Source organism: Lysobacter capsici (genome assembly GCF_014779555.2).
Classification (GTDB): domain Bacteria; phylum Pseudomonadota; class Gammaproteobacteria; order Xanthomonadales; family Xanthomonadaceae; genus Lysobacter; species Lysobacter capsici.
Window position 1 is genome coordinate 5,552,517 of the sequence record NZ_CP094357.1, and the last position, 26,790, is coordinate 5,579,306.

General features: G+C 67.4%; 19 protein-coding genes. 4 read left to right on the forward strand and 15 right to left on the reverse strand.

Annotated features, from left to right (window positions below; translation table 11 throughout):
• The first annotated feature begins 88 nt into the window (after positions 1-88).
• Complete coding sequence (tal, locus tag IEQ11_RS22915) at positions 89-1,042, forward strand: transaldolase (RefSeq protein ID WP_036110219.1); 954 nt, start codon at positions 89-91, stop codon at positions 1,040-1,042.
• Between the two features lie 10 nt (positions 1,043-1,052).
• Positions 1,053-2,342, forward strand: coding sequence for an NAD(P)/FAD-dependent oxidoreductase (locus tag IEQ11_RS22920; protein WP_191821101.1), 1,290 nt, complete (start codon positions 1,053-1,055; stop codon positions 2,340-2,342).
• Positions 2,343-2,423: 81 nt separating this feature from the next.
• Here the strand turns inward: IEQ11_RS22920 and IEQ11_RS22925 are convergent, their stop codons facing one another.
• From IEQ11_RS22925 to IEQ11_RS22995, 15 genes are all read right to left on the reverse strand, one after another.
• Positions 2,424-2,852: a hypothetical protein gene (locus IEQ11_RS22925; RefSeq protein WP_046658188.1), complete on the reverse strand. Its 429-nt coding sequence runs from the start codon at positions 2,850-2,852 to the stop codon at positions 2,424-2,426.
• A gap of 268 nt (positions 2,853-3,120) precedes the next feature.
• Positions 3,121-3,588: a DUF1203 domain-containing protein gene (locus tag IEQ11_RS22930; RefSeq protein ID WP_191821100.1), complete on the reverse strand. Its 468-nt coding sequence runs from the start codon at positions 3,586-3,588 to the stop codon at positions 3,121-3,123.
• 173 nt (positions 3,589-3,761) lie between these two features.
• On the reverse strand, positions 3,762-4,640 hold the full coding sequence (gene rpoH, locus IEQ11_RS22935) for an RNA polymerase sigma factor RpoH (RefSeq protein ID WP_036110211.1): 879 nt from the start codon (positions 4,638-4,640) through the stop codon (positions 3,762-3,764).
• A gap of 520 nt (positions 4,641-5,160) precedes the next feature.
• A complete protein-coding gene (locus IEQ11_RS22940) occupies positions 5,161-5,856 on the reverse strand; it encodes an N-acetylmannosamine-6-phosphate 2-epimerase (protein WP_191821099.1) in 696 nt (231 codons plus the stop codon).
• Positions 5,853-6,206 carry a hypothetical protein gene (locus tag IEQ11_RS22945; protein ID WP_191821098.1) on the reverse strand — a complete coding sequence of 118 codons (354 nt, stop codon included), beginning with the start codon at positions 6,204-6,206 and terminating at the stop codon, positions 5,853-5,855. The genes IEQ11_RS22940 and IEQ11_RS22945 overlap by 4 nt, the downstream gene beginning before the upstream one ends.
• A 20-nt stretch (positions 6,207-6,226) precedes the next feature.
• On the reverse strand, positions 6,227-7,393 hold the full coding sequence (locus tag IEQ11_RS22950) for a peptidogalycan biosysnthesis protein (RefSeq protein ID WP_191821097.1): 1,167 nt from the start codon (positions 7,391-7,393) through the stop codon (positions 6,227-6,229).
• A gap of 4 nt (positions 7,394-7,397) precedes the next feature.
• A complete protein-coding gene (locus IEQ11_RS22955) occupies positions 7,398-8,150 on the reverse strand; it encodes a class I SAM-dependent methyltransferase (RefSeq protein ID WP_191821096.1) in 753 nt (250 codons plus the stop codon).
• Positions 8,151-8,414: 264 nt separating this feature from the next.
• Entirely contained in the window at positions 8,415-10,637 is a 2,223-nt protein-coding gene (locus IEQ11_RS22960; RefSeq protein WP_148650570.1) for a carbohydrate binding family 9 domain-containing protein, read from the reverse strand.
• On the reverse strand, positions 10,637-12,205 hold the full coding sequence (locus tag IEQ11_RS22965) for a glycosyltransferase family 87 protein (protein WP_191821095.1): 1,569 nt from the start codon (positions 12,203-12,205) through the stop codon (positions 10,637-10,639). Before IEQ11_RS22965 ends, IEQ11_RS22960 begins: the two co-directional genes overlap by 1 nt.
• Positions 12,206-12,328: 123 nt before the next feature.
• Positions 12,329-13,087, reverse strand: a complete 759-nt coding sequence (locus IEQ11_RS22970; protein WP_046658196.1) for an HAD family hydrolase — start codon at positions 13,085-13,087, stop codon at positions 12,329-12,331.
• Positions 13,084-15,162, reverse strand: coding sequence for a glycosyltransferase 87 family protein (locus IEQ11_RS22975; RefSeq protein ID WP_191821094.1), 2,079 nt, complete (start codon positions 15,160-15,162; stop codon positions 13,084-13,086). The genes IEQ11_RS22970 and IEQ11_RS22975 overlap by 4 nt, the downstream gene beginning before the upstream one ends.
• Positions 15,159-15,743: a phosphatidylinositol-specific phospholipase C/glycerophosphodiester phosphodiesterase family protein gene (locus tag IEQ11_RS22980; RefSeq protein ID WP_191821093.1), complete on the reverse strand. Its 585-nt coding sequence runs from the start codon at positions 15,741-15,743 to the stop codon at positions 15,159-15,161. The genes IEQ11_RS22975 and IEQ11_RS22980 overlap by 4 nt, the downstream gene beginning before the upstream one ends.
• Positions 15,740-16,933 carry a glycosyltransferase gene (locus tag IEQ11_RS22985; protein WP_247024648.1) on the reverse strand — a complete coding sequence of 398 codons (1,194 nt, stop codon included), beginning with the start codon at positions 16,931-16,933 and terminating at the stop codon, positions 15,740-15,742. Before IEQ11_RS22985 ends, IEQ11_RS22980 begins: the two co-directional genes overlap by 4 nt.
• Positions 16,930-18,588, reverse strand: a complete 1,659-nt coding sequence (locus tag IEQ11_RS22990) for an NTP transferase domain-containing protein (protein WP_191821092.1) — start codon at positions 18,586-18,588, stop codon at positions 16,930-16,932. The genes IEQ11_RS22985 and IEQ11_RS22990 overlap by 4 nt, the downstream gene beginning before the upstream one ends.
• Positions 18,589-18,623: 35 nt before the next feature.
• A complete protein-coding gene (locus tag IEQ11_RS22995; protein WP_228464468.1) occupies positions 18,624-19,637 on the reverse strand; it encodes a class II aldolase/adducin family protein in 1,014 nt (337 codons plus the stop codon).
• A 426-nt stretch (positions 19,638-20,063) separates the two neighbouring features.
• On the opposite strand from IEQ11_RS22995, the gene IEQ11_RS23000 reads away from it, so the two are divergent.
• Together IEQ11_RS23000 and IEQ11_RS23005 are read left to right on the forward strand one after the other, a co-directional pair.
• Positions 20,064-23,417 (forward strand): non-ribosomal peptide synthetase, encoded by a 3,354-nt coding sequence (locus IEQ11_RS23000; RefSeq protein WP_191821091.1) that lies wholly within the window; start codon positions 20,064-20,066, stop codon positions 23,415-23,417.
• Positions 23,414-26,770, forward strand: a complete 3,357-nt coding sequence (locus IEQ11_RS23005; protein WP_191821090.1) for a non-ribosomal peptide synthetase — start codon at positions 23,414-23,416, stop codon at positions 26,768-26,770. Before IEQ11_RS23000 ends, IEQ11_RS23005 begins: the two co-directional genes overlap by 4 nt.
• Positions 26,771-26,790 lie beyond the last annotated feature (20 nt).

Here is a 26,790-nt window from a genome sequence, read left to right on the forward strand (position 1 = left end):
CGCGTGGCACTGAAGATAGGCCAGCTTCATGACGGCCTAACCCCGATGCGGGACAATGGCGTGGAATCCGACGACAAGACCATCCCCCATGAGCAATCAACTCGAACAACTGCGCGCGCTGTCCACGGTGGTCGCCGACACCGGCGACATCGACGCGATCGCCCGCTTCCATCCGCAGGACGCCACCACCAACCCCTCGCTGCTGCTCAAGGCCGCCAGCCTGCCGAACTATGCGCCGCTGATCGACGCGGCCCTGCGCGGCGCCCAGGGCGACGACGAAGCCGCGCGCGTGAGCGACGCCGGTCTGCGCCTGGCGGTGGCGATCGGCGGCGAAATCCTCAAGCTGATCCCCGGCCGCGTGTCGACCGAAGTCGACGCGCGCCTGAGCTTCGACACCCAGGCCAGCCTGGCCCAGGCGCACCGCATCGTCGAGCTGTACGAGCAGGCCGGGATCGGCCGCGACCGCCTGCTGATCAAGCTCGCCTCGACCTGGGAAGGCATCCGCGCCGCCGAGCAGCTCGAGCGCGAAGGCATCCACTGCAATCTCACCTTGCTGTTCTCGTTCGCCCAGGCGGTGGCCTGCGCCGAAGCCGGCGTGTACCTGATCTCGCCCTTCGTCGGCCGCATCCTCGACTGGCACCTCGCCAACGGCATGGCCAAGCCGGCGACGCCGCAGGACGATCCGGGCGTGCAGTCGGTCACCCGCATCTGGGAGTACTACAAGCGCAACGGCTACCCGACCGTGGTGATGGGCGCGAGCTTCCGCAACACCGGACAGGTGCTGGCGCTGGCCGGCTGCGACCGGCTGACGATTTCGCCGGAACTGCTCGGCGAACTCGAATCCACCCAGGCCGACGTCAAACGCGCCCTGTCCGACGACGGCCAACGCGACCAACCGTCTGCGACGCTCAGCGAATCCGCCTTCCGCTGGCAGCACAACGAAGACGCGATGGCGACCGACAAGCTCGCCGACGGCATCCGCCGCTTCGCCGCCGACCAGCGCAAGCTCGAAGAACAGCTTGCCCAGCGCCTGCGCGGCTGAGCCCGTCGCGATGAGCAACGATCCGCGCAAGCACGTCGTCATCGTCGGCGGCGGTTTCGGCGGTCTGTGGACGACGCGCGCGCTGGCCTCGGCCGACGTGCGCATCACTCTCATCGATCGCCGCAACCACCATCTGTTTCAGCCGCTGCTGTATCAGGTCGCCACCGCCGGCCTGTCGGCGCCGGACATCGCCGCGCCGCTGCGTCATATCCTGCGCAAGCAGGCCAACGTCGAAGTGCGGCTGGGCGAAGTGGTCGGCCTGGACGCGGTCGCGCGCAGCGTCACGCTCGCCGACGGCGAGGTGATCGCTTACGACTACCTGCTGCTGGCCAGCGGCGCGACCCACGCCTATTTCGGTCACGACGAATGGGCGCAGCATGCGCCCGGCCTGAAGACGCTCGACGACGCGCTGCACATCCGCCGTCGCGTGCTGACCGCGTTCGAACGCGCCGAAGCGAGCGACGACGAAGCCGAACGCGCGGCGTGGCTGCATTTCGCCGTGGTCGGCGGCGGCCCGACCGGGGTCGAACTCGCCGGCACCCTGGCCGAGATCGCGCACAAGACCCTGCGCCGCGAATTCCGCCGCATCGACCCGTCGCAGGCGAAGGTCCGATTGATCGAAGCCGGGCCGCGCGTGCTCGCGAGCTTTCCCGAGTCGCTGTCGGAAAAAGCCCGCGCGCAGTTGCAGCGACTGGGCGTGGAAGTCGTCACCGGCACGCCGGTCGGCGCGATCGGACGCGACGGCTACAGCCTCGGCGCCGAGTTCGTGCCCGCGCGCACCGTGCTGTGGGCGGCCGGCGTCGCCGCCTCGCCGCTGGGCGCGCTGCTCGACGCGCCGCGCGACCGCGCCGGCCGGGTGCGGGTCGAACCCGACCTGACCGTGCCCGGCTATCCGGACATCTTCGTCGCCGGCGATCTGGCGAGCATCCAGCAAGCCAATGGCCAACCGGTGCCGGGTGTCGCGCCGGGCGCCAAGCAGATGGGCAGCTACGTCGCCCGCGCCATCCGCGCGCGCCTCGACGGCCGCACCATCGATGCCTTCCGTTACGTCGACTACGGCAACCTGGCCACCATCGGCCGCCGCGCCGCGGTGGTCGACCTGCGCGGCTTGAAGTTCTCCGGCTTTCTGGCCTGGGCGTTCTGGCTGGCCGCGCACGTGTTCTTCCTGATCGGCTTCCGCAACCGCCTGATCGTGATGCTCAACTGGTCGTGGGCGTATTTCACCTACCAGCGCCACGCGCGGATCATTTTCGGCGGCGCCGGCGAAGACGGCGACGGCAAGGACGACGACGCCGGCTGAGCCAAGCGATCTTCACCGCAACGACGAAGGGCGCCTCGCGGCGCCCTTCGTTTTTTCGATCGGGTCGAACGCGGCGATCGATCAGGTGTAACCGTCGTAATAGAACGCGGTGGCCTGCACGTTCTTGGTCGCGCCGGTATCGAGATCGGTGATGGTCACGCGCAAGGTGGCCTCGCCGTCGCCCTGGGTTTCGGTGCTGATCGACTTCTCGCAATAAGACTGATTGCCGCAACCGGCCGGCACGGTGTTGGTCTCCAGGTCGCGCCAGGCATAGGAATAATTGCCCGCGCCCAGGCCGGCGACCTGGAACAGCGCGGTGGTCGGATTGGTCGCGCCGCCCGGCCGCCACACCGAGGTGCAGCTGAAGGCCTCGGGCACGTCCAGTGCAAAGGTGTCGACAAAGCAGGTCACCACCGCATTGCTCATGTCGCCCGCTCGTGCCGGCTGGCTGTGCGCCAGCCCAAGAACTGCAATCAACGCGCCCACCGCCCATAGCTTGATGCCGTGCATACACCCTCCATTGGTCTGCGTGACGCGGGCCGCGATCGGCCCGCGCGATTCGGGAAACCGCCGGTCCGGGCGGCTTCGAGCGCGAGTCTAGACAGGCCCGCGGGCGCGCAGACGCCTGGCGCGGCGGGCGCATGCGGGAGTGCGATGCGGCTTCCACTTTATCCCCGATGCGCAGCACGTCCTGGCGGAATCGCATCGCAAGTGCAGCATGCCGGCCATCGCCGGGCGCGCGCCGATCGCATCGGCCGATGACGGTCCGAACGCCGACTCAGTGCCGATCGATCCGGCACAGGAAGCAGCCGAACCGCGCGTTATGCGCCATCACGCTGACCACGCCGTCGATCGCGAACAGCAACTGCAGTTCGTCCTGCGCCGCCGCGCCCTCGACCGCGCGCGCATCGCGCATCCAGCCGTCGCCGTCGTAGGCGCGCAGCGACAGATACCGGGTCGCCAGGATCGGCGGCAGTTCGTTGCGATACGTCGGCGCCTGCAGCGCGGCCTCGCGCACGAAGATCGGACCGCTGGCGCGATACGGCCCCAGCGCATGGTGTTCGTACGGCAGCAGCAACAACGTCTCGCCGACCGCGGCGTCGGTCAGCGACACCCGGCAGGGATAACCGCGCGGCGAATCGGCGACGACGCGGCGCATGTCGTGGGCGCGCAGGCGGTCGTCGTCGAGCGCGAACAAGGGACGGAACGGTTCGGGCGACAGGCCGCTGATGCGATAGGCGTTCATGGGCGACTCCAGGCGATGGCTTGGCGTCACGATAGCCATCGCCTCGCGCGGTCGATATCCGGATCTTGTCGCGGCCGCGCCCGCGCATGCGCCGCCTGTCGCGGCGGTGATCGGCCCATAAAAACGGCCCGGTTTCCCGGGCCGTTGGATTGCATCGTCTTGTTCGAAGCTGCTTACGCCGCGAACAGACCGCGCATTTTCTTCAGCGCGTTGGCTTCGATCTGGCGGATACGCTCGGCGCTGACGCCGTATTCGTCGGCCAGTTCCTGCAGGGTGATCTTGCTGTCGTCGTCGAGCCAGCGGCGCTTGATGATGTCGCGCGAACGCGCATCCAGGCCGGACAGACCTTCGCGCAGCAGACCCAGCTTGCTGTCTTCTTCGTCTTCGCGCTCGTAGGACTGCGACGGGTCTTCCTCGGCGGCGCGCAGGTACGCGGCCGGCGAAGGCGGCGCGTGATCGTCGTCCTCATCGGACGGCGCGTCGAAGCCGATGTCGCGACCCGACAAACGCGATTCCATCTCGAGCACTTCGCGCTCGGAGACGTTGAGGTCCTTGGCGACCTGGCTCACCTCTTCGGCGTTCATCCAGCCCAGGCGCTTCTTGCTCTTGCGCAGGTTGAAGAACAGCTTGCGCTGGGCCTTGGTCGTGGCGACCTTGACGATGCGCCAGTTCTTGAGGATGAACTCGTGCATCTCGGCGCGGATCCAATGCACCGCGAACGAAACCAGGCGGACGCCCTGGTCGGGGTCGAAGCGCTTGACCGCCTTCATCAGGCCGATATTGCCTTCCTGGATGAGGTCGCCGATCTGCAGGCCATAGCCGTTGTAGCCGCGGGCCACGTGGACCACGAAGCGCAGATGCGAATGGACGAGTTCGCGCGCCGCGTCGAGGTCTTCGTCCTCGCGGAAACGGCGGGCCAGGGCCTGCTCGTCTTCGGCGGTCAGCACCGGGATCTGATGCACCGCGCCGATATACGCGTCCAGCGAACCGAGCGCGCTGGGCACAGGCAGGTTGTTGGTGACGAGAGCAGCGGATTGGGCAATAGAGGTCATGGGCGTCATCTTAGCAGTCGGCATATAGGACTGCTAAAGGGGGAAAAGGTTCCGCTGTGTTGCGGGATTGGAACGCACGAACGCGATCGCGGGGTGTCGGTCGCATTCGCTGGTACGGGCCTTGGCCGACAGTCCGGTCAAAACCATGAAACCGAGTCGAAAATTCAACAACATCAATATGTTACAAAATACAGCCGGTAAATCCTTGTGAATCTTTCCGCGCGCCGGCCGAATCTGGCGTGCGTTATTCGGCGCTACCGGGCGTCCAATCCGGCGGTTTATTGCCAATTCGAGCCGAATCCCTTTATCCGCGGTTACGCCAGCGGTTTTTCGCGGCGCGGCGGCGGGCGGGATAACTATTTGAACCTTATGAATTAAAAGATTATTAAGAACGGGCGTCACAGCCGCTCCACCAGCCCTTCGCAGGGCCCGGGCCTCATCGATCACGACCCAGATCGACCGCAAAACCGGGCCGTTTCCGGCATCTTCCAGACTGCTTGATCGGCGCCAAAGGCGACAATTAGCGTTCGATCGCCTTCATTTCGCCGACAAAGCGCGCCGTGATGTTCTGCGGGCGGGTAATGGCACTGCCTATGACCACGAAATCCGCGCCGAGTTGCAGCGCGCGGGCGGCCTGCTGAGGCGTGTCGATCCCGCCTTCAGCCACCAGCAGGCAACCGTCGACAGCCCGGCGCATGCGCCGGAACGCGGCGAAGTCGTCGTCCGGCAGGCGCTGCCCCCGGGTGGCCTGCGTATGGCCGAGCGCCGCGCTGGACACGCAGTCGAAACCCAGCGCCTGCGCCCGCAGGGCCTCGACCGTGGTCGCCACCTCGGCCATCAGCCGCAGGCCCGGATGTCGCTTGCGGATCGCGGCGTAGAAGTCGGCCAGGCGCTGGCCGCCCGGGCGACGACGCTCGCTCGCGTCCAGGCCGGCCATGTCGGCGCCGGCCTGCGCCACCTGATCGATCTCGGCCAGGGTCGGGGTCAGCGCGATCTCGCAATCCGAATAGACCTGGGTCAGCACGCCGATCAGCGGCGCATCCACGGCGGCGCGGATCCGGGCGATGTCGTTGCCGCCGTTGGCCAGCACCCCGCAGGCGCCGCCCTCGATCGCCGCGCGCGCCATCGCCGGCATGCAACCGTGCATGGGTTCGCCGGGCAAGGCCTGGCACGACACCACCAAGCCGCCGCGCAGGCGTTCGAACAAGCGGCTCATCGTCCTGCGTCGCCGCGCACCGTCGGCAGCGGCGCATCGTTGAGCAGACGCGCATCGAGCAGGTCCCACCAGCGATCCTGTTCGATCCGCCGCTGCTCCCAGGCCGGGTTCGCGGAACGGCGCGACACCTCGCGACGGTAATCGCCCCAGCCGGCCTCGTCCGCGAACGAAATCCAGTGCTCCAGGCTGTGCACGCCCGGCCCGACCGTGCACACGTACCAGCGCGGAGCGTGGGCCATCTCCAGGCCGTCGTAGAACCAGCGTTCGCGTTCGCCGACCCAGCGCCAGAACGCGGGCAGATCGGCGCGCGCGGCGGCGGTCGGGCGGAAGGTGTAGATCAGATGCAGCATGGCGCCTCCGCGTGCATGGACTACAGAAACGCTCGCCAGGCCGGGCTCAGGTGCGCGCCCAGTTCGCGCCGATGGCGCTCGGCGAAGCGCCGGTTGTGCCGGCGCACCGCGATCGGATCGAGCGAGCGATCGGTCAGCAGCACCGCCGCGGCCAGCGGCTCGATGCGCGCGCCGCGCTTGGCTTTCGCGTGCAGGGCCGAAGTCGACAAGCGCAGTTCGCCGAGTCCCGCGCGGGCGGCGTAGTCGATCGGTTCGTAGCAGGTCAGGACGAAGTAGCGGAAATCGCGATCGTCCAGGCGGTAATCGCAACCGTAGTAGCGCGCATGCAGCGCGCGGCCGAAGCGATACAGCAGGCACAGCGCGACGATGCGCTGGTCGCGTCGCGCCACGACCGCGATGGGCAACACGCCCGCGCGGCGTTGCGCCTCGAGCATCCGCTGCATCCAGGCCGCGCCCTGCGTGCTGCCGTAGCGGGCGCGGTTGCAGGCGATCAGTTCCGCCACCCGCGCCTGCTCGGAAGGATCGATGGCGCCCCATTCGACCCGATTGCCGCAGCGCGCGAACGCGGCGATCTCGGCCCTGACTTCGAAGCGATCGTGGCTGTTCCGCCCCGCCATCAGCCCGGCCAGTCCGCCCGGCGGAACCTCGATGTTCGCTTCGGCCGAATGCAGCAGCACGCTGGCGCCGCAAATCTCGGCCAGTTCGCGCGCGACCGCCAGCGGCAGATACGGCAGGACCACGCCGGCGTCGCCGCGCTCGCGCGCGATGCCGGCCATCGCCGGCAGCAGGCGCCTCAATGCCTGCGCGCGCCGGCGCCCGCTCACGCACGGCACCTGGTTATGGGTCGAACGCCGTCCACCGCCCCAGACGAAGCCACGCGTCCACGGGCCGCGAACGTCGCTGAAGAAAGCGCCGAGCTCGAACAGTTCGTCGTCGCGTTCGCCAGCCCATAGCGGGCACGCGGCTAGCAATCCGGCCGCGCTCCAGACCGCAAGCACCTCGCACGCGCCCAGGGCGTAATCCAGCCCGGCCAGCCAGGCATGGCTGTTGTAGAAATTCTGATCGCTGACCAGCGCATCCCACTCGTGCTCGTCGATGGCGGCGACGCCCCGACACAGCGACACCTTCAGCGCATCATCCGCTTCGCCGGTGCGTTCGGCCCGTGGCTGCAGCAGACAGGCGCGCATGGCCTCAGGCTTTGCGGGCGAGAATCAGCGCCGCATGCGGACGATCCAGGTACGCGCGCAGCAACGGCGCCGCAGCGGACGGGTCGGACGCGGTGCTGGGATCGCGCCAGACCAGATCGGTCATGCCGGCCTCGCGCAATGCCGCTTCCAATGTCGCGCGCGACCAGTACCAGGCATGCACGCTCGCCTGATAGCGGCCGTGGCACAGCTCCAGGCGGATGCGCGCGCCGTCGCTGCGCGGCGGGCGATCGTGGTCGTCGTCGGGAATCAGGCGAAAGCCGTAGGCCTGGTAATAGTCCGGATCGGGCTGGTAGTCCGGATGGATCGGCAGCGCGACCAATCGCCCGCCGGGACGCAGCAATCCGGCGAGCGCGCCGCACATCTCGCCCAGCTCCTTCACGCTGGTGGCGTAAGGCAGCACATAGACGCTGAGCACCACATCGAAACGGCCGGCGAAGCGCGGCTGCAGTTCCGATACGAACTCGATGTCCAGCCCTTCTTTCTCGGCCCGGCGCCGGGCGTAACCGAGCATGCCGTCGGCCAGGTCGTAGCCGACCACCGAGCGGGCGCCGCTGCGTTTGAGAAGACGCGAATACAGACCGCTGCCGCAACCGAAGTCGAGCACGTCCAGGCCATGCAGATCGCCGAGCGCCGCGATCACGCTCGGCGTCTCGATATCGTGCCGGAACGGCCAACTCGCCATGTCCTCGTACAACGCGGCCAGCTCATCGAACTGCGCGGCGACTTCCTTGCTCATCGGACTCTCCCGGCGATCGAGCGATCGTTTTGTGCGAGTCGCGAGTTAGGCAAATCCGCGCGCGCGCGGTAGCGCCGGCAATCACGTTTCCAAAGCGGCGCGGCTAACCGACGCTCACACTGGGACGGCGATCGTGCATGCCGCCACGGCCGTCGCCCGGGGCGTTCAAATCTGCAACAACGCATGCGTTCGCACGCACCGGAAAACGAACAGGCCGACTTGCGCCGGCCTGTTCGTGGACACCTGTCTTTGTCGCGCGGGCGATCAGAAATTGAACAGGTAGCTGAACTTCATGAAAAGCTGCTTGCCGGTGTGCAGGTCGAGATCGCGCGTGGGCACGACGATGTTCGGGTTCTGGTTGATGCGCAGGTTCTTCTGCTGGTCGGTATAGCCCAGGTAGAACGAAGTGCCCGGGTTCGGCGAGTAGCTGACCAGCAGGTCGGTGACCAGGGTCTTGTCGCGCGGAATCAGGAACAGGTCGGTGTTGCTGTCGAGTGCGCGGTAATCGAAGATCACGTGCGCGGCCCAGAAGCGGCTGAACTGGTACTTGACCTTGGTGCGCGACTGGATGCCTCGGAACACCTTGGCATCGGACTCGCTGCCGGCGATCGAATACTGCGTGCGCAATTCGTCCCAGATGAAGGACTGGTCGATGCGCAGCTGGGCGAACGGGCTGACCGTCAGCTTGATGATCGCCTGGCGCTGATCGCCGAGGAACGGCTCCACGCCCGCGGCCGGCAGGTAGTTGATCTTGTCGCGGACGATGATCTTGGCCTCGGCGGTCAGCCAGCGCCACCACTCGGTGCTGGCGCCCAGGGTGAAGCCGTCCATGTAGAACTTCTTGCCGCCGAAGTATTCGAAGCCGCGGATCAGGCTGCCTTCGAACTTGGTCTGCAGCAGGCCGTTGACCACGAAGCCGGGTTCGAAATTCCAGTCCTGCACTTCGCCGTCCTGGTCCCAGGTGTGCTGGGCGAGCAGGGTCGGGCCCATGTTGATGAGCCACGGCGCATCGGGGAACTGCTTGAGGTAGGACGACTTCTGATAGAACTGGCGGATGTTCACCCGCGGCACGAAGCCCAGCTGGGATTCGAAGTTGTCGGTGGCGTCGAAGTACTGGCCGTCGAAGTTGAAATCGCGGCCGCCGCGGATCGCTTGCAGGAACACCATGCGTCCGTCGTAATCGAGATTGTTGGCGCCCTCGGACTCGCTGCGCGCCAGCTGGCCGTTGACGCTCCAGTTGTCGTTCAACTTCACGCGCGAATCGACGCCGAGCACGCGATTGAACTGGTCGCCGACGGTGCGGTCGGTCAGCATGACGCCGACGTTGGACTGCTGGCCGATGTCGCGCTGCACGCGCGCCACGCCGATGTTGCCGGTCTTGCCGAAGTCGTCGCCGACCACGGTCAGGCCGGCGGACTCGTCGTCCATCAGCAGGCCGCCGACCGCCCAACGGCCCAGCCGGCCGGACACGCGCGCGCCGTACTGCGGGTTGACGATCCGGCGTGAATAGAACAACGGCACCGGCAGGCCGAAGATGCCGCTGTTCTCGAGGAAGAACGGCCGCTTCTCGAGGAAGTTCTGCTCGTAGCGCTCGTTGACGATGACCTGCGGCTCGTCGGTCTCGACTTCGCTGAAGTCGGGGTTGACGGTGAGGTCGACCGCGATCGAGTCCTTGATCACGAACTTGGCGTCGACGCCCAGCTCGCTGCGCTCATGCCGGCGCATCGAGGGGTCGCCGGCCGAATTCACGCCCAGGGTGCGCGCGTCGCGGTAGGTCAGGTGCGGAATGACCTGGATGTTGCGGCCCGGCTGGATCGAATCGTCGATGCGCGCATGCGCGAACTGAGCGACGAAACCTTCCTTGCGCTCGGTGATGTAGGGCCAGTAGACGAATTCGTTGGTGCGCGGAATGATCCGGTTGACCGCGATGCCCCAGTCCTGCACGTTGCCGCGCTCGAAACGCAGGCTCTTGAACGGGATCTGCATGGTCACGACGTAGCCGTCGTCGGTCAGGCGGCCGTCGGAGGTCCACTGGGTGTCGAAGTTGAAGTCGTAGCTCAGGCCCTCGGTGTAGCGGCTGTCCATCTGCGCGCCGTAGGGATTGACCGTGAACACGAACGCGCGCTGCTTGTCGTGGTAGGTGTCGAGCATCAACTGAACGCCGTCGTCGCCGAACACCGCGTCGCGTCGCGCGATGCGCGCGCGTACCTGCTTGGGATCGTCCTTGCACACGAACACCACGTACAGGTTGTGGTCGTCGTAGGACAGATAGGCGCGGGTTTCCAGGGTCGCCGGATTGCCGTCGCCGGGCTTGTTCTGGACGAAGTCCTTGACCTCGATACCGGCATCGGCGGGGACGCCGCCGACGTAATCCTCGAGCCTGGGCGCGTGGTCCGCGCGCGGAATGTTCAAAGTGTCCTGGGCCTGCGCCGAAAACGCGCTGCCCAACAGCGCGAGCATGACCGCCCACAGAGTATTACGCCGCATCACGTTGCCACCTTCGTAGTATCAAGAGAAAAGAAATCGTCGTCGGCCGCCGCGGCGGTCGTGGAATCGTCGTTCTGCCAGGAATGGGTCGGGACGCCCGCGCGCAGCGCGCGCGGCTTGCGCAGCACCGCCCACACGCACAGCGCCAGCGCGATCACCTGGATCGCCAGGGCCAGCACGATGCGCGTATGCACTTCGGGCAGTTCGATGCCGCCGACCGGGATCACCGCGGTGCAGACCAGCCAGCCCAGCACCACCAGCACCGCCTTGCGCGGTGTGAGCACGGTCGCCGCGGCGATCAGGCTCCACAGCCACATCGGCGCGATCAGGCCGCTGTGATCGGGCAGGAACGGGCTGCGCATGGTCGCAAGTCCAAGCACCGCGACCCACACCGCCGCGCGTTCCAGCCGCGACATCGATGCATTACGCAGGGCCGCGACGATCGTCAGCACGACCGCGATCGCCGTCCACACCCAGGCGACCGTGCCCATGGTCGCGCGGGTCATGCCGTCGAGACCGAGGATCTTGGCTTTCAGCACCAGCCCCGGCACCGATTGGTTGAGCGCGCTGACCCATTCCAGCCCCGGGATCTCCAGGAACGCCCAGGCCTCGCCGCTGGCGATGCGCGGCGCCTGATAGTGCAAGAACGCTTCGAACGGATGCGCGCCCAGCCACAGCCAGGCGATCGCGGTGTACAGCGCCGAGAACGCGAAGGTCCAGATCGCCGCGCGCCATCGCCTGGTCACCAGCAGATAGATGCCGAGCAGGCCCGGGAACAATTTGAAGATCGCGAAGCCGAGCAGCGCCCCGCCGAGCGCATTGCGGCCGCGCTCGAACTGGATCATCGCCAGCACCGACATCGCGATCGCGGCGAGCTGGAAATTGCCGACCTGCAAGGTCACCAGGATCGGGCTCGACAGCATCACCGCCGGAATCAGCAGCCACGCGCGGCGACCGACGCCGGCGCCGATCCAGCGCGCCAGCGACCACAACGCGGCCATCGTGATCGCCGCCTCCAGGCCGAACCACACCGCGCGCATGCTGTAGAAATCGCCGCCGAACAACAGCCCGAGTTCCGGCAGCAGCACGAACTGCGGCAGGTACATGAACTCGTCGAGCTTGATGTGGTCGACCGAGCCGGTGTACAGCGCGGTGTCGTAGAGATTGGCCACGCCTTCGCGCGCCAGCTCGGCCGCCTGCCAATACGCCGAATAGCAGCTGTGGCCGATATAGAACGGGTCGAACCAGAACGCGGAGAATTCCGGGTGCTTGGCGTCGGCCATGTACCAGGCCACGCCGAGCAATCGCGCGATCGCCAGCAAGCCGACCACCAACAATACGGCGCTCGCCAGCCCGTGGCCGCGGCGTTGCCCGTCCCATTGCGCCGGCAGACGCCGCGCCAGCGGCAACCACGCCGCCGCGAACGGCACCGCGGCCACGATCAGCGCGACCGCGAACGACAGGCCGAATCCGGCCAGCGCGGACGCCAGCATCGGCCAGCCCAGCGCCACGGTCAGCGCCGCGACGACCGAGCGTTCAACGGAGATTTTTCTCACTGCGGTGTTCATCGCGCTGCGCACTCCTTTTGCCGATCGCAATGGCGCGCGCGCGACAACGTCGGGCGTGCCGCCGCGTTCGCTACGCGCGCGTTCATCTCGACCGGATCGACCGCGACACGGTCATCGCGTCGCTCAACGTTTCTGGATGCCATCGACCTTCCCCGAGAAAAAGTAGTGGTGCAGTTCTGTGAAATCGTCGAATTCGACATCGCAGCCGGTGCCCTTGGCCTCATGGCTGCGGTCCACCCGCAACAGCGTGCTGATGCCGAACGGACGCGCGCCGGCGATGTCGTTGACCGGGTGGTCGCCGATCATCCAGATCTGCGCCGGGTCGATGCCGAGCTTGTCGATCGCCAGGCGGAACGGCGCTTCCTGCGGCTTGTCGGCGCCGGCCTCTTCCGAGGTCACGACGTAATCGAAACAATCGTCCAGGCCGAAGTAGATGATCTTGCGGAACTGAATCTGCGAGGTCAGGTCGGTGATGATCGCCGTGCCGATGCCGCTGCTGCGCAAGGCCAGCAGGAATTCGCGCACACCGGGAAACAGCTCGCAGTGGGCGAGGAAGGTGCGCCAGTAGGTCTGCTCCAGATCCAGCGTGATCACCAGCTGGGTCTTGCGCCCGAGGATCTCGATGCCGCGCTGGAAATACAGCAGGCGGCTGTGCGAACTGGCGGTCTTGCCGAGCTGGCGCTTGACGTCCTCGCGCGCTTGCGCGAATGCGTTGCGCACCTCGCCCGGGTCGACCCCGAGCAACCGCACCGCCTTGCTTTCCGCCGCCGCCAGCGCCTGGGTATGCGGATGGTCGTAGGCATACAAGGTGTTGTCGGTGTCGAAAATAATCGCCTGCGGCGCGCGCAGGACCTTGTCCGAGTTGTGAATTCTCAGGGTCATTTGATCCGGCTCTTCAACGATTCTTCGATCTGGATCAGGACCAGCAATTGCATGATCCCGCTCATGCCGTCCTCCCATTGAGGGTGGATATCGAGCATTTCCTGCAGGCCCGGCACCAACTGCCGCGCGGCCATGGCGATGTCTTCGGCGGCGACTTCGCCTTCGATGGTCATTTCGACTTCGCGCCCGTCTTCCGAGGGCTGCACGTCCAGGTGCAGGCCGCAGATGCCGATCAAAATCCGCGCCATGCGCTCGTGCGAGGTGCCGTTGCGGATCAGCGCGACCAGCTTGAGCCGCACCTGGCCCATCGCGGTGCTGGACTCGAGCTGATGGGCGTTGACCGGCGCGAGCCTGAGCACCAAGCCGGCGTCGCGGCGCTGCGGATGGATGTGCAGGCGCGAATCGGCCATGCGTTTCTCGATCGACGCCAGCACCGTGGCCAGCGCGTGGCCGCGCTGATGCACGTCGCGCTCGATCTTCCAGGCCCGGCGCAGGTCTTCGTCCACATCCAGGAAGATGCTGACGTCGAAACGCTCGCGCAGCCGCTGCATGTGCAGCGCGTGCAGGCCCGAGGCGATCACCACGTCGTTCTTGTCGAGCAGGGTCGGCGGGGTGAAGCGACCGGCGCCGTGATCGTAGCGGCGGCACATGATCGCCTTGCCGTCCATCAGCGCCAGCACGTCGTTGTTGAAGCGCTGCAGATCGTTGGCGCGCGGGTTGAGGTGGGTCAGGCCCTTCCACATCGGCGCGTAACGGTCCCAGACGTGGTAGTCGTCGCCCGACACGTGCACCACCGAGTGCTCGCCGAAGATCCCGGCCAGCGCGCGGCTCAAGGTGTCCTTGCCCGAGCCCGAATCGCCGGCGATGCCGAGCGTCACCGGCTTCTGGCCGATGCGGTAGTAGTCGTTGCGCGACACCCGCTCGCGCAGCATCTGCACCAGCAGCACCAGCCCGGCGGCGACCAGCAAGGTGTAGCCCAGCGAATGCAGATGCGGGCTCATCAACGCGCCGAGACGGGCGATGGCCGGCGCCGGATCCAGCCCGAGCACCGGCAGCGACGCGCCGCTGGAATAGATCAGGTGCATGCCGATCAACAGCGCCGAGAACATGCCGGTCAACAGGCGCGCGCTGCGATCGCTGTGCAGCTGATGCGCGACCAGGAACGGCACCAGCCACAGATACCAGCCCGGCGGCGCCGGCGTGGCCAGCACCACCAGGAAGAACGACAGGCCGATCGCGGCGATCAACAGTTCGAAACTGATCCGGCGCAGCCGCCACAGCCCGTACACCGCCAGCAGGTACAGCAGCGGGGTCAGGTACAGGCGCAGGCCGTTGCCCAACGGCAGGGCCAGATCGAACAGGCGCAGCGATTCAGGCGTACCGAACACCATGCGCACGAAGCCCGGCGAGGCCAGCCACGGCACCACCGAAATCAATGCCGTCGCGCCGCAAGCGATCGCGAACGGCCGCATCAGGCCGCGCAGGCGTTTGTTGCGCCACAGATAAATCGCCACGAACGGCGCGGCGAGCAGCATGCTGAACTTCGCCGCCAGCGCCAGCCCGAGCGCGACGCCGCCCAGACCCACCCGGTACTGGCGCAGCAATAACAGCGACCACAGCACCAGCGCGACCGGCACGATGTCGGTCTGACCGTTCCAGTAGGTCACGTACAACGCGATCGGCGACCACCAGTACAGCCACAGCAACAGCCGCGGACGCTCCGGCCACAGCCGCGACAGCAGATACAAAGTCGCGATATCCGCGCCGAGCAGGCCCAGGCGGAAGCCCATGCCGGTGAAATAGTCCGATCCGCTCAAGGCCGCGGCGATCATGCCCAGCGCGGTGCCGGGCAGATGCGCCAGCAGCATCGCCGGCCCGTACGGATAGGCCATCGGGTCGCCGCCGGCGGCGAGGAAACTCGACCACGGGTCCAGCGACGGCTGCGCGATCGCGTGCTGCACGAACGGCACGAACCAGGCCTGCTGGATCTGCGGCACGAGCAACACCACCAACGCGACCTTGAACAACAGGCCGAGTCGGAACACGGGATCGCGCCAGATCCGGTTCGCGTTCATCGCCAAAGTGCTGGCTCCTTGGTGCAGACCGCTTCGGCGGCGATGCCCTCGCGCGCCAGCAGCGCGCGCAGTTCGGCGATCTCAAGGCTGCTGCGTCCCTGCAGCTCCGGCGAGACCAGGCACAGCTTGAAACCGGCGTCCTGCAGGCGTCGCGCCTGCGCGCCGTCGAGCGGGAAACGGGTGAAGCAATCGACCCACACCCAATCGATCTGTCCGGCCAGGCTCAGCGCGGTGTCGATCGATTCGAATTCCGAGACCCGCACCGCGCAACGCGATTCGCCGCGCCTTGCGGTGCGCACCAGGAACGGAAACGACTGGTCGAGGAAGAAATAATCCTCGATGCCGCGTTCGCGCATCAGCGCGATCAGCCGATCCTCCAGCCCCTCTTCCTTGACGTTGAGGATCAGCAGACCGTGCCGATAACCGTCGAGCCAATCCTCGAAACGTTCGCCGTCGACGAAGGCGTCGTGATGGATGATCAGCTCCTCGCCGCGGCTGCGCAGGTCCAGTTCGATGCCCAGGTCGCGCGGCGTCGCGCGCAGTTCTTCCAGGGTGTTGCGGCGGTGACGGACGATGATCATGCGCGCTCCTGCAGGCCCTGACGCAGGCGCAGACTGAAATCGACGGTGCGCTTGATGAAGCGCAGCTTGGCTTGCCAGTTCACGTTCCAGTGCGAGCTGCCGTGCGCGCGTTCGCCGAAGCGCACCGCGAATCGCTGCACGCGCAGGCCGTCGCGCAGGGCCTGGTAATAGGCGTACAGATCCAGCGCGAAATCGTGCGGCGGTTCGCGCCAGCGTTCGAAGAAGGCGCGCGGAAACAGGGTGGGCTGCGCATTGATGTCCCACATGCGCCGGCTCATCAGCACGGTCTCGAACACCGACATGCCCACGGTGAAAGCGACATCCGCGGCCGGGCGACCGTAGCGGCGGCCCTTGACGAACAAACGCGCCGGATCGGCGGCCTGGTCGTACAGCGCCAGCCCGCGCAAGGCGTCCTGCGGATCGGTCTGCATGTCGGCGTGGGTCCAGCCGAGCACGTCGCCGCGCGCCGCGCGCAGACCGGTCAGGATGCCGTAGCCGTACCCCTGGTTGACCTCGACCCGCACGCTGCGGATGCGTTCCTGCCCGGCCAGCAACCGCGCCAGCACCGCCGGCGAATCGTCGGTCGAGCCGTTGTCGACCAGCACCACTTCGGCGCGGTCCTCGAGGAAGGTTTCGCGCAGTCGCGCGACCAGCAGCGGCAGATTGGCCGCTTCGTTGTAGCAGGGGATCACCAGCGACAGGCTCAGCCGGGCGGCGCCATCGGCGCGCGCGGGCGCCGCCGTGGTCGCCTGCACCGCGGCGTTCGCGCCGGCATCGCCCGCGCCGAACACGAACAGCTTCAGGCCGACGAAGTTCATCGCCGCCGATACCCCGGTCGCGGCCACGAAGGCCGAGGCCAGCGCGATCTCGCCGCGTCCTAGCACCGCCAGCACCAGCGAGTTCACCGCCACGTTCGCGGCCAACGCGATCAGATACACGGCGATGAAGCTCAACAGCTCGCGCTGGCGCCATTGCGCGCCGACGCGGAAGGTGAAGCTGCGGTTGGCGAAGTAGCCGAACACCGCGCCGGCGATATAGCCCGCGGTCTTGGCCGGATGCACCGCGATCGCCAGCGCCAGCAGCCCGCGATAGACCGCGAAGTCGATCACCACCGAGGTGATGCCGACCAGCAGGAACCGCGCGAGTTCGCCGCGCAGCCGGCCCGATGCGGCGGTGGACAACGCATTCACCACGTCGCGCGCTCCGGTTGACGCATGCGGAACCGCTCGGCCAGCGCCGCGCGCGCCGGCTCGGCGATGCGCGGGTCGTGCTCGATCCGGTACGGATGCACCGGCCATTTGTGGAAGCACGATTGCCAGTATTCGTAAGTGCGCAGATCGTCCGGCGTGCCCCAGCACAGGTAGTGCGAGACCTCGAACACCCGCACCTTCAGGCCCAGCGCGAGCGCGTCGTTGATGCAGGTGTCGACGTAGAACTCGCCGTTGACGCGGCCGTCGCGGGCGATCATCGCCTCGGCGGCGGCGACGAAATCGCCGGCGCGGCGGAAGCTGAAGGTGCCCAGCACGATCGGATCGCGCGCCGGATCGGCCAGCGGCTGTTTGACCGAGACCGAGCGCACCGCGCCGTCGGCTTCATCGACCCAGCCGTAATGGGTCGGCCGCCGCGCCGCGCCGGGATAGCCGCGCGCGACCCACACCAGCACGTCGGTATCGGCATCGTCGAGCAAGACCGACAACGCCTGCGCATCGAACACCGCGCCGTTGTCGCAGGCGCCGATGGTCAAAGGCTGCCGCGGATCGATCCCGTCCAGGCCGAGCAGGCAGGTGCGCGCCTGTCCGTCGGTGACCCGCTCCAGATCGATCAGCACGCAATCGGGAAAGCGGCTGCGCAGCGCTTCGGCGATGCGGCCGCGGCCGGGAATGTCGCGGCGCTGCACGAACACGCGCTGCGCCGGCTCAGGCAGATCGCGCGCGGCCTGCACCACCATCGGCTCGCCCGATACGTCGATCAACGGCTTCGGGTCGGCATAGCCTTCGGCGCTGAAACGCGAACCCAGACCGGCCATCGGCACCATCACCGCGCCGCGCTGGCGCGGCGGCGGTTGCGCGCGCGCCGGATCGGCCAGACCGCGGAACGCCTCGGACCAGTAGCGGTATTCCTCCAGGTCCTGCGGCGTACCCCACTGCATGAAGTGGTTGAGTTCGTAGACCGCGATGCGGCGGCCGTCTTCGAGCATCGGCTTGTAGGCCAGGCTGACATAGCGCTCGCCGCCGACGATCAGGTCCGGCCGCGCCATCGTGCGCTCGAACGCGTCGCGCATCAGCGCGCCGGAGCCGAAGTAATAAGTGCCGCTGGAGGCGAATTCGCTGCGCGGCTGATCGGTGTAGGGCTGTTTTTCCTGGATGTCGAGCACCCGCCCGCGATCGCTGCGCACGTAGGCGTAGTTGGTCGAGCCCATCATGTGCGGATGAAAGCCGGTGTAGCAGGGGATCGCGCCGTCGCAACCGCTGCTCAGCACGAAATCCTTGAAATCCGCGTAATCCCAGCTGCAAGTGAAATCGCAGTAATTGACCACCGTCGGCTCGGCCGGATCGATGTGCTCGATCGCCTGCAACACCGCGTTGACCGGGCCGAGCTTGTGCGGCGCGATGCCGACGATGCGGCCGGTCGGGCAGTATCGCGCCAGCTGTTCGGCCATGCGGTACGACGGTTCGTCCAGATGCTCGCGATTGCAGATGAAGACGAACTGGGTTTCGCCCGGAAACAGGTCGATGACGTGAGCGATGATCGGCTTTCCGTCGACTTCGATCAGCGGCTTGGGCACGCGATAGCCCGCGCGCCTGAAGCGTTCGCCGAAACCGGACATGGGAACTACGATCTGCATGGATTCCTTCCGTGGATCTGTTCGCGATGGATGGATCAGTTGTGTGTCCGCACCAGCGAACGTCGGTATTTCTCGGCTTCCCAGTCGATAAGCGCGGCCACGTCGGCCTCGCCCAGGCGCACCAGGCCGTCGTCCTCGCACACCCGCAGCGCGACCAGCGCCAGGCACTGCAACATCGCCTGCGCACCGTCCGACAGGCCCGGCACGGTCAGCACGCCGGCGCCGGGCACCAGCGCGAACGCCGGCGCGACGCCACTGTCGGCGGTGGTGCGTTCGACCGCCTGCGACAAGGATTCGCCCTCGCCCACCACCGCCGCGCAATGCCCCAGGAACACCGCGTGATCGGGGTACAGCACGCCGGCGCGCGCGATCTGCAAAGCCTGCGCATCGGTCGCCAGCCCGTGCACCGATTCGGTGCCCGGCAGCGCCCACTGCAGATCATTGACCGCAGCCAGTCGCTGCGGCTGCGACGGCGGCGCGACGCGTTCGACGATCGCCACGCGGCGTTCGACCTCGGCCAGCAGCGCATCGGCCTGAACGCGGTCGTTCGCGCCGATCACCAGGCCGTGATTGGCCAGCACCAGCACGTCCGGCGAGCGCGCGGACAGCACCTGGGCGACCGCGCGCGTCAGCGGATAGCCAGGTCGTTGATACGGAATCCACGCCCAGTCGAGGCCATCGAGCAGCGTCGCCAACCGCGCTTGCGCGCGTGTGCGTATAGCCCACGCGATCGTGTTCACCGAGTGCACATGGACCACCAGCGGATGCGGCAGCAGTGCATGCAGCGAGGTTTCGATCGACGGCCGCAGCGTCAGCGCGCTGCCGAGCTGGGCCAGACGGGCTTCGCCGTCCTCGTGCCGCAGCGCGTCGCGCACCTTAGCTAATGGCAGCGGGACGAAGATGTCGCGCTCGCGCGCATGCGCAAGCCACGTGCCAGAAGCCTTCACCCACAGCACGTCATCGCGTTTAAGCGATGTGTTGCCGCCACCACCCTGCACCAACAACGGATCGGCACCGATCCGCGCAGACAGGTCGATTAGATCGGTCAAAAAGTCGATGTTGACCACATCACCCACCCATGGGCAATGCTCGTTTCCGGCACCTTCGGCGCCTGTATGAACAGCCATTCCATGCATAGCCCCCCGGCTAAAAAAAACTCCTGAAATCCCCTTAACGCAGCGGTATTTGAGAATCGGACGCCCCCGTCCGTTCCCTGCAGCGCGCCGTTGGTCGGCACCGTAATCGTTTCCCCTGCCGAGAATTCGAGGTCTCGACAACCGATTGCGGCCCGCTTTGTGCCTAAGCCCCGTTATGTGGATAGGATATACGCGGGGGGCACAGCCAACAGCATGCCTAGGATGATAGCGGCCACATGCCGTGCGTAACAACATCTCATGGTTTGCGAATAGTGCGTGCCATAAAAACGCCGACAGGGTAGGTCGGCTGACGAGAGTCGTCACAAGGAAGGTAGAGGGATGAGCGAGATTGACCATCGCATCGCAGGGTTGTCCCCGGCGAAGCGGGAACTGCTGCGCCAGATCGCGGCGCGCCAACGCGGTAGCAACCAGATTCAAGCCCGGCCACGGCCCGAGCGGATCCCGCTGACCTTCGGTCAGCGCCGCCTGTGGTGGCTGGACCAGTTCACTCCCGGCATGACCGCGTACAACTCGCCGGCCGCGCTGTGGCTGGAGGGCACGCTCGATCGCGATGCGCTGCATGCGGCGGTGCAGGCATTGGCCGATCGCCACGAAGCGCTGCGCACGGTGTACCGCAAGCACGACGGCGAACCGTTCCAGCGGATTCTCGATCAGGTGCGGGCGCCGTGGCGCGAGCTGCGCGCGGACGGCGCGACGGCGCAGGCGCGACGCGAGGCCGCGCTCGAGATCGCGCGCGCCGAAATCCGCGGCACTTTCGACCTGAGCGCCGACGCGATGCTGCGCGCGGCGCTGATCGAAGTCGAACCGCGACTGCATCTGCTGGTGCTGACCTTTCACCACATCGCCATCGACGGCTGGTCGATCAGCAAGCTGCTCGACGAGATGTACACGGTCTACAACGCGCGCCTGGCCGGCGAAGCGCCCCAGCTCGACGCGCTGCCGCTGCAGATCGCCGACATCGCGCTGTGGCAGCAGGAAACCCTCGGCGAAACCGGCCTGCAGCCGCAGCTGGACTACTGGCGCGAGCGCCTGACGGGCGCTGCGACCACGCTGGATCTGCCGGCCGATCGCCCGCGTCCGGCGGTGCAGAGTTTCCGCGGCGCGCTGTATCGCGTGGAGATCCCGGCCGCGCTCAACGAACGCATCGAAGCGTTCGCCCGCGAGAGCCAGTCGACCCTGTCGATGGTGTTCATGGCCGCGTATCAGGCGCTGCTGGCGCGCTACACCGGCCAGGACGACATCACCGTCGCGATGGGCATCGCCGGGCGCAACCGGATCGAACTCGAATCGGTGGTCGGCTTCTTCGTCAACACCCTGGCGCTGCGCACCACCTTCGAAGGCGATCCGAGTTTCGCCCAGTTGCTCGAACGCGTGCGCGAAAGCGTGCTGGCGGCGATGGAAAACGGCGACGCGCCGCTGGACAAGGTGCTCGAAAGCCTGCGCCTGCCGCGTTCGTCCAGCCACACGCCGCTGGCGCAGGTGATGTTCTTCTTCCAGAACTACCCCGCGATCGAGTCGCAATTGACCGGCCTGCGGGTCGAATCGATGCCGCTGACCGAACTGCAGCCGGGCAACGCGCAGGGCGACCTGAGCCTGTTCGTGACCCAGGATGCCAAGCGCGAGATGGTGTTCGAATACAGCACCGACCTGTTCGACGCCGCGCGCATCGAACGCCTGGCCGAGCATCTGCTGACCCTGCTCGAGCATGCGGTCGCCGCGCCGGACACGCGCGTGGCCGAACTGCGTTTAATGAACGCGGCCGAGCAAGCCGAACTGGCGCACTGGAACGACACCGTGCGCGAATTGCCCGCGCAGCGCACCTTGTCGACCCTGATCCAGGCCCAGGTCGAGCGCACGCCCGATGCGATCGCGCTGAGCTTCGGCGCGCGCGAGATCAGCTATCGCGAACTCGACCGCCGCGCCAATGCGCTCGCGCACGAGTTGCGCGCGGCCGGCGTGGTCGCGGGGTCCCTGGTCGGCCTGTATGTCGAACGCACGCCGGAGATGCTGATCGGCCTGCTCGGCATCCTCAAGGCCGGCGGCGCCTACGTGCCGCTGGACCCGACCTACCCGGCCGATCGCCTGGCCTACATGCTGGAAACCTCGGCCTCGCGCGTGCTGGTGACCCAGCGCGAACTGGCCGCCACGCCGCCGGCTGAAGTCGAAAAAGTCGTGCTCGCCGACGCCGACGCGGCGCTCGGCGACAACGCCGATCATCCGCCCGCCGATGGCGCCAGCGAAGACGATCTGGCCTATGTGATCTTCACTTCCGGCTCGACCGGCAAGCCCAAGGGCGTGGAAATCCGCAACCGTTCGGCGGTGAACCTGCTGCGTTCGGTCGCGCGCGAACCCGGCCTGGCCCAGGGCCAGAAGCTGTGCGCGATCAGCACGCTGTCGTTCGACATCGCGCTGTTCGAACTGGTGCTGCCGTTGACCGTCGGCGCGAGCATCGTGCTGGTCGACCGCGACACCGCGCGCGACGGCATGAGCCTGCGCCGCCTGGTCGACAACGCCCATCTCCACGTCATGCAGGCCACTCCGGCCACCTGGCGCATGCTGCTGGAAGTGGGCTGGCGCGGCAACGACACGATCAAGATCATCTCCACCGGCGAAGCGCTGCCGCGCGAACTCGCCGACCGCCTGCTGCCGTGCTGCGGCGAGCTGTGGAACCTGTACGGCCCGACCGAAACCACGGTGTATTCGGCGCTGTGCCGCGTGCACGCCGGCGAAGGCCCGATCCTGGTCGGCAAGCCGGTCGACAACACCCAGATCCACATCGTCGACCGCAACATGCAGATGCTGCCGGTCGGCGTGCCGGGCGAGTTGCTGATCGGCGGCGACGGCCTGGCCGCGGGTTACAGCGGGCGTCCGGACCTGACCGAAGAGAAGTTCATCCCCGATCCGTTCAGCGCCGTTCCCGGCGCGCGTCTGTACCGCACCGGCGACCTGGCGCTGTGGCGCCGCGACGGCACGATCGAGGTGATCGGCCGCATCGATCACCAGATCAAGCTGCGCGGCTTCCGCATCGAACTGGGCGAAATCGAATCGGTGCTGGCGCAGTACGACGGCGTCACCCAGGCGGTCGTGCATTGCCGCGAAGACACGCCCGGCGACAAGCGCCTGGTCGCCTACGTCACCGCCGAAGGCGCCGCGCCCGCGCCGACCGCCTTGCGCGATCACCTGCGCGCCGCCCTGCCCGACTACATGGTGCCCAGCGCGTTCGTGGTGCTCGATCAGTTCCCGCTGACCCCGAACGGCAAGGTCGACCGACGCGCGTTGCCGGCGCCGGAAACCGCGACCGGCGCGCAGGACGGCGAGGCCGACGTGCTCGCGCCGCGCACGCCCGAGGAAGAAATGCTGGTCGAGCTGTGGCAGCAGTTGCTCAATCTGCGCAGCGTCGATGTGCGGGCGAATTTCTTCGATCTCGGCGGCCATTCGCTGCTCGCCACCCGGCTGCTGTCGCGCATCGATCAGGCCTACGGCGTGGAACTGCCGCTGCGCACCCTGTTCGCGGCGCCGACCCTGGAGCAACTGGCGGTGTGCGTCGCCGATGCGCGCGCGCAGTTCCAGCCCGACGATCTGGAAGCCCTGCTCGCCAGCCTGGAAAACCTCAGCGACGAAGAAGCCAGCGCGCAGTTGAACGCGGCCTTGCAGCCCGGAGCGTCGTCATGAGTGAGCTCGACGCACGTCTGGCCGGCCTGTCGCCGGAAAAACGCGCGCTGCTGTTGCAGCAACTGGGCCGCAAGCAAAACGCGGCCCCGAAGCAGGACATCGTTCGTCGTCAGCGGCCGGCGCGCCTGCCGCTGTCGTTCGCCCAGCAGCGCCTGTGGATCCTCGACCAGCTCGACCCGGGCTCGGCGGTCTACAACGTGCCGTTGACCCTGTGGCTGCGCGGCCCGCTCGACGCCGCGCTGATCCAGCGCGCGCTCGACGAGATCCTGCGCCGTCACGAAAGCCTGCGCTCGGTCGCGCGCGCCGACGACGACGGCCCGTTCCAGGTGGTGCTGCCGCCGACCACGGTGCAGATGGCGCAGCAGGACCTGCGTCATCTGGCCGAACCGGCGCGCGAAGCGGCGGCGTTCGAACTCGCGCGCGCCGAGGCGGCGCGCTCGTTCGACATCCACAACGGCCCGTTGTTGAGCGCCACGCTGAGCCGGGTCGAGGACGAACGTCACCTGCTGACCGTCAACGCCCATCACATCGCCGTCGACGGCTGGTCGCTCGGCATCGTGCTGGACGAGTTGCAGCAGCTGTACGCGGCTTATCGCGACGGCGGCCCCTCGCCGCTGGCCGAGCCGGAGGTGCAATACGTCGATTACGCGCTGTGGCAGCGCGATCAGTTCGAAAACCAGGTGCTGGCCAAGCAGCTCGACTACTGGAAGCAGCAGTTGTCCGGGCGCCTGCCGGTGCTGGAACTGCCGGGCGACCGCTCGCGTCCGGCCTTGCAGAGCCATCGCGGCCAGGTGTTCCGCGACGCGGTGCCGGCCGAGTTGTACGAGGACGTCAAGCGCCTGAGCCGGCAGGAAGGCGCGACCGCGTTCATGACCGTGCTGGCCGCGTTCAACACCCTGCTGATGCGTTATTCGGGTCAGTCCGACCAGATCGTCGGCGTCGGCATCGCCAACCGCAATCGCCAGGAACTCGAGTCGCTGGTCGGCTTCTTCGTCAACACCCTGGCGGTGCGCAACGACCTGTCCGGCGATCCGAGCTTCCGCGAGCTGCTCGCGCGGGTGCGCGACACCACCCTCAACGCCCAGTCCAATCAGGATCTGCCGATCGAGCGGTTGATGGAAGAGCTCGATCTGGACCGGGCGCTGAGCCATTCGCCGTTGTTCCAGGTCATGCTGTTCTTCCAGAATTTCCCCGGCGAATCCAACCGCGTCTCCGGCCTCGACATGAGTCCGGTGACCTTCGACGCGATCAACCAGGGCACCGCGCGCAACGACCTGTCGCTGTTCGCCAGCGAGCATCACGGCGCCTTGCAGCTGTTCTTCGAATACGCGAGCGATCTGTTCGACGAAGCCACCGTGGCCGCGTTCTCGCGCCATCTGATCCAGCTGCTGCGCTCGGTGGTCGCCGACCCGTCCAAGCGCCTGAGCGAAATCGACATCCTCGGCGACGACGAACGCCGGCAACTGCTGCGCGACTGGAACGACACCGCGCGCGCGCTGCCGGCCGATCCGACCCTGCATGCCTTGTTCGAAGCGCAGGCCGCGCGCACCCCCGATGCGATCGCGGTCGAGCAGAACGGCGTGCGCGTGAGCTACGCCGAACTCGACGCCCAGGCCGAGGCCATCGCCCGCGCCCTGGTCGCGCGCGGCACCGCGCGCGGCGACATGATCGGCCTGTTCGTCGAACGCAGTCCGCGCATGCTCGCGGCGATGCTCGGCGCGCTCAAGGCCGGCGCGGCCTACGTGCCGATGGACCCGAGTTATCCGAGCGAACGGCTGCGCTTCATGCTCGAGGACGCCGCCCCGCGCGTGGTCCTCGGCGAACGCGCCCTGCTCGCGCAGTTGCCGGCATCGACCAGCCCGACCCTCGCCCTCGAGGACGCGCTCGCCGCGCCCGCGGGTCAGCGCGTCGCCGCCGGCGTCGGTCCCGACGACATCGCCTATGTGATCTTCACCTCGGGCTCTACCGGCCGCCCCAAGGGCGTGCAGATCCCGCACCGCGCCGCCGCCAACTTCCTGAGCTCGATGGCGCGCGAACCCGGCCTGAGCGCCGGCGATGCGGTCTGCGCGGTGACCACGCTGTCGTTCGACATCGCCCTGCTCGAGCTGATGCTGCCGCTCACCGTCGGCGCGCGCGTGGTGCTGGCCGATCGCGAAACCGTCGGCGACGGCGCCGCCCTGGCGCGCTTGATCGAACGCTCGGCCAGCACCGTCATGCAGGCCACGCCGGCGACCTGGCGCATGTTGCTCGACGCCGGCTGGCGCGGCGCCGCGAACCTGCGCCTGCTGTGCGGCGGCGAAGCGCTGCCGCGCGAACTCGCCGACCGACTGCTGGCGTGCTGCGGCGAACTGTGGAACCTGTACGGCCCGACCGAAACCACGGTGTGGTCGACGGTCGAACGCGTGCGGCCCGGCGAGGAAGCGATCAGCATCGGCACGCCGATCGCCAACACCCAGGTCTACATCGTCGATCGCCAGATGCAGCCGGTTCCGGCCGGCGTGCCCGGCGAATTGCTGATCGGCGGCCTCGGCGTCGCCCGCGGCTACCTCGACCGGCCCGATCTGACCGGCGAAAAGTTCATCGCCGATCCGTTCGGTGCGCACGCAGACACGAATGCCGACGCGCGCCTGTACCGCACCGGCGATCTCGCCCGCTGGCGTCGCGACGGTCGTCTGGAAGTGCTCGGCCGCATCGATCATCAGGTCAAGCTGCGCGGCTTCCGCATCGAACTGGGCGAAATCGAATCGGTCCTGGCCGAACAGCCCAACGTGCTGCAGGCGGTGGTGATCTGCCGCGAAGACCGTCCCGGCGACAAGCGTTTGGTGGCTTACATCGTGCCGCGCGCGAGCGACGCGTTCGACACCGGCGCCGCGCGTGCCGCCGCGCGCCAGCGCCTGCCCGACTACATGCTGCCCTCGGCCTGGGTCGTGCTGGAGCAACTGCCGCTGACGCCGAACGGCAAGGTCGATCGCCTCGCCCTGCCGGCGCCGGAAGCCGGCGCCGCCGAAGCCGATCGCTACCTCGCGCCGCGCAACGGCGAAGAAGCCACGCTGGCCGCTCTGTGGGCGGAAGTGTTGGGGCTCGAACGCGTCAGCATCGACGGCGATTTCTTCGAACTCGGCGGCCACTCGCTGCTCGCGACCCAGCTGGTCACCCGCATCAACAAGGCCTTCGGCGGCGAAACCCCGCTGCGCGCCTTGTTCGAAGCGCCGACCGTGGCCGGCTTCGCGCAGTGGCTGATGCAACAGCGGGTCGACAGCGTCGACGCCGACGATCTGCTCGGCATGCTCGATCAGCTCGAAGGCTTGTCCGACGACGAAATCCAGGCCCTGCTCGCCGACGCCGGCGCTTGATCGCACTTTCAAGGACGAAC

Coding starts and splice junctions, on each gene's coding strand:
- IEQ11_RS23005 (WP_191821090.1), top strand. CDS start 23,414: ATGAGTGAGCTCGACGCACGTCTGGCCGGCCTGTCGCCGGAAAAACGC.
- IEQ11_RS22960 (WP_148650570.1), bottom strand. CDS start 10,637: ATGCGGCGTAATACTCTGTGGGCGGTCATGCTCGCGCTGTTGGGCAGC.
- IEQ11_RS22990 (WP_191821092.1), bottom strand. CDS start 18,588: ATGCAGATCGTAGTTCCCATGTCCGGTTTCGGCGAACGCTTCAGGCGC.
- IEQ11_RS22980 (WP_191821093.1), bottom strand. CDS start 15,743: ATGATCATCGTCCGTCACCGCCGCAACACCCTGGAAGAACTGCGCGCG.
- IEQ11_RS22965 (WP_191821095.1), bottom strand. CDS start 12,205: ATGAACACCGCAGTGAGAAAAATCTCCGTTGAACGCTCGGTCGTCGCG.
- IEQ11_RS23000 (WP_191821091.1), top strand. CDS start 20,064: ATGAGCGAGATTGACCATCGCATCGCAGGGTTGTCCCCGGCGAAGCGG.
- IEQ11_RS22950 (WP_191821097.1), bottom strand. CDS start 7,393: ATGCGCGCCTGTCTGCTGCAGCCACGGGCCGAACGCACCGGCGAAGCG.
- IEQ11_RS22945 (WP_191821098.1), bottom strand. CDS start 6,206: ATGCTGCATCTGATCTACACCTTCCGCCCGACCGCCGCCGCGCGCGCC.
- IEQ11_RS22970 (WP_046658196.1), bottom strand. CDS start 13,087: ATGACCCTGAGAATTCACAACTCGGACAAGGTCCTGCGCGCGCCGCAG.
- IEQ11_RS22920 (WP_191821101.1), top strand. CDS start 1,053: ATGAGCAACGATCCGCGCAAGCACGTCGTCATCGTCGGCGGCGGTTTC.
- IEQ11_RS22930 (WP_191821100.1), bottom strand. CDS start 3,588: ATGAACGCCTATCGCATCAGCGGCCTGTCGCCCGAACCGTTCCGTCCC.
- IEQ11_RS22955 (WP_191821096.1), bottom strand. CDS start 8,150: ATGAGCAAGGAAGTCGCCGCGCAGTTCGATGAGCTGGCCGCGTTGTAC.
- IEQ11_RS22975 (WP_191821094.1), bottom strand. CDS start 15,162: ATGAACGCGAACCGGATCTGGCGCGATCCCGTGTTCCGACTCGGCCTG.
- IEQ11_RS22940 (WP_191821099.1), bottom strand. CDS start 5,856: ATGAGCCGCTTGTTCGAACGCCTGCGCGGCGGCTTGGTGGTGTCGTGC.
- IEQ11_RS22925 (WP_046658188.1), bottom strand. CDS start 2,852: ATGCACGGCATCAAGCTATGGGCGGTGGGCGCGTTGATTGCAGTTCTT.
- tal (WP_036110219.1), top strand. CDS start 89: ATGAGCAATCAACTCGAACAACTGCGCGCGCTGTCCACGGTGGTCGCC.
- rpoH (WP_036110211.1), bottom strand. CDS start 4,640: ATGACCTCTATTGCCCAATCCGCTGCTCTCGTCACCAACAACCTGCCT.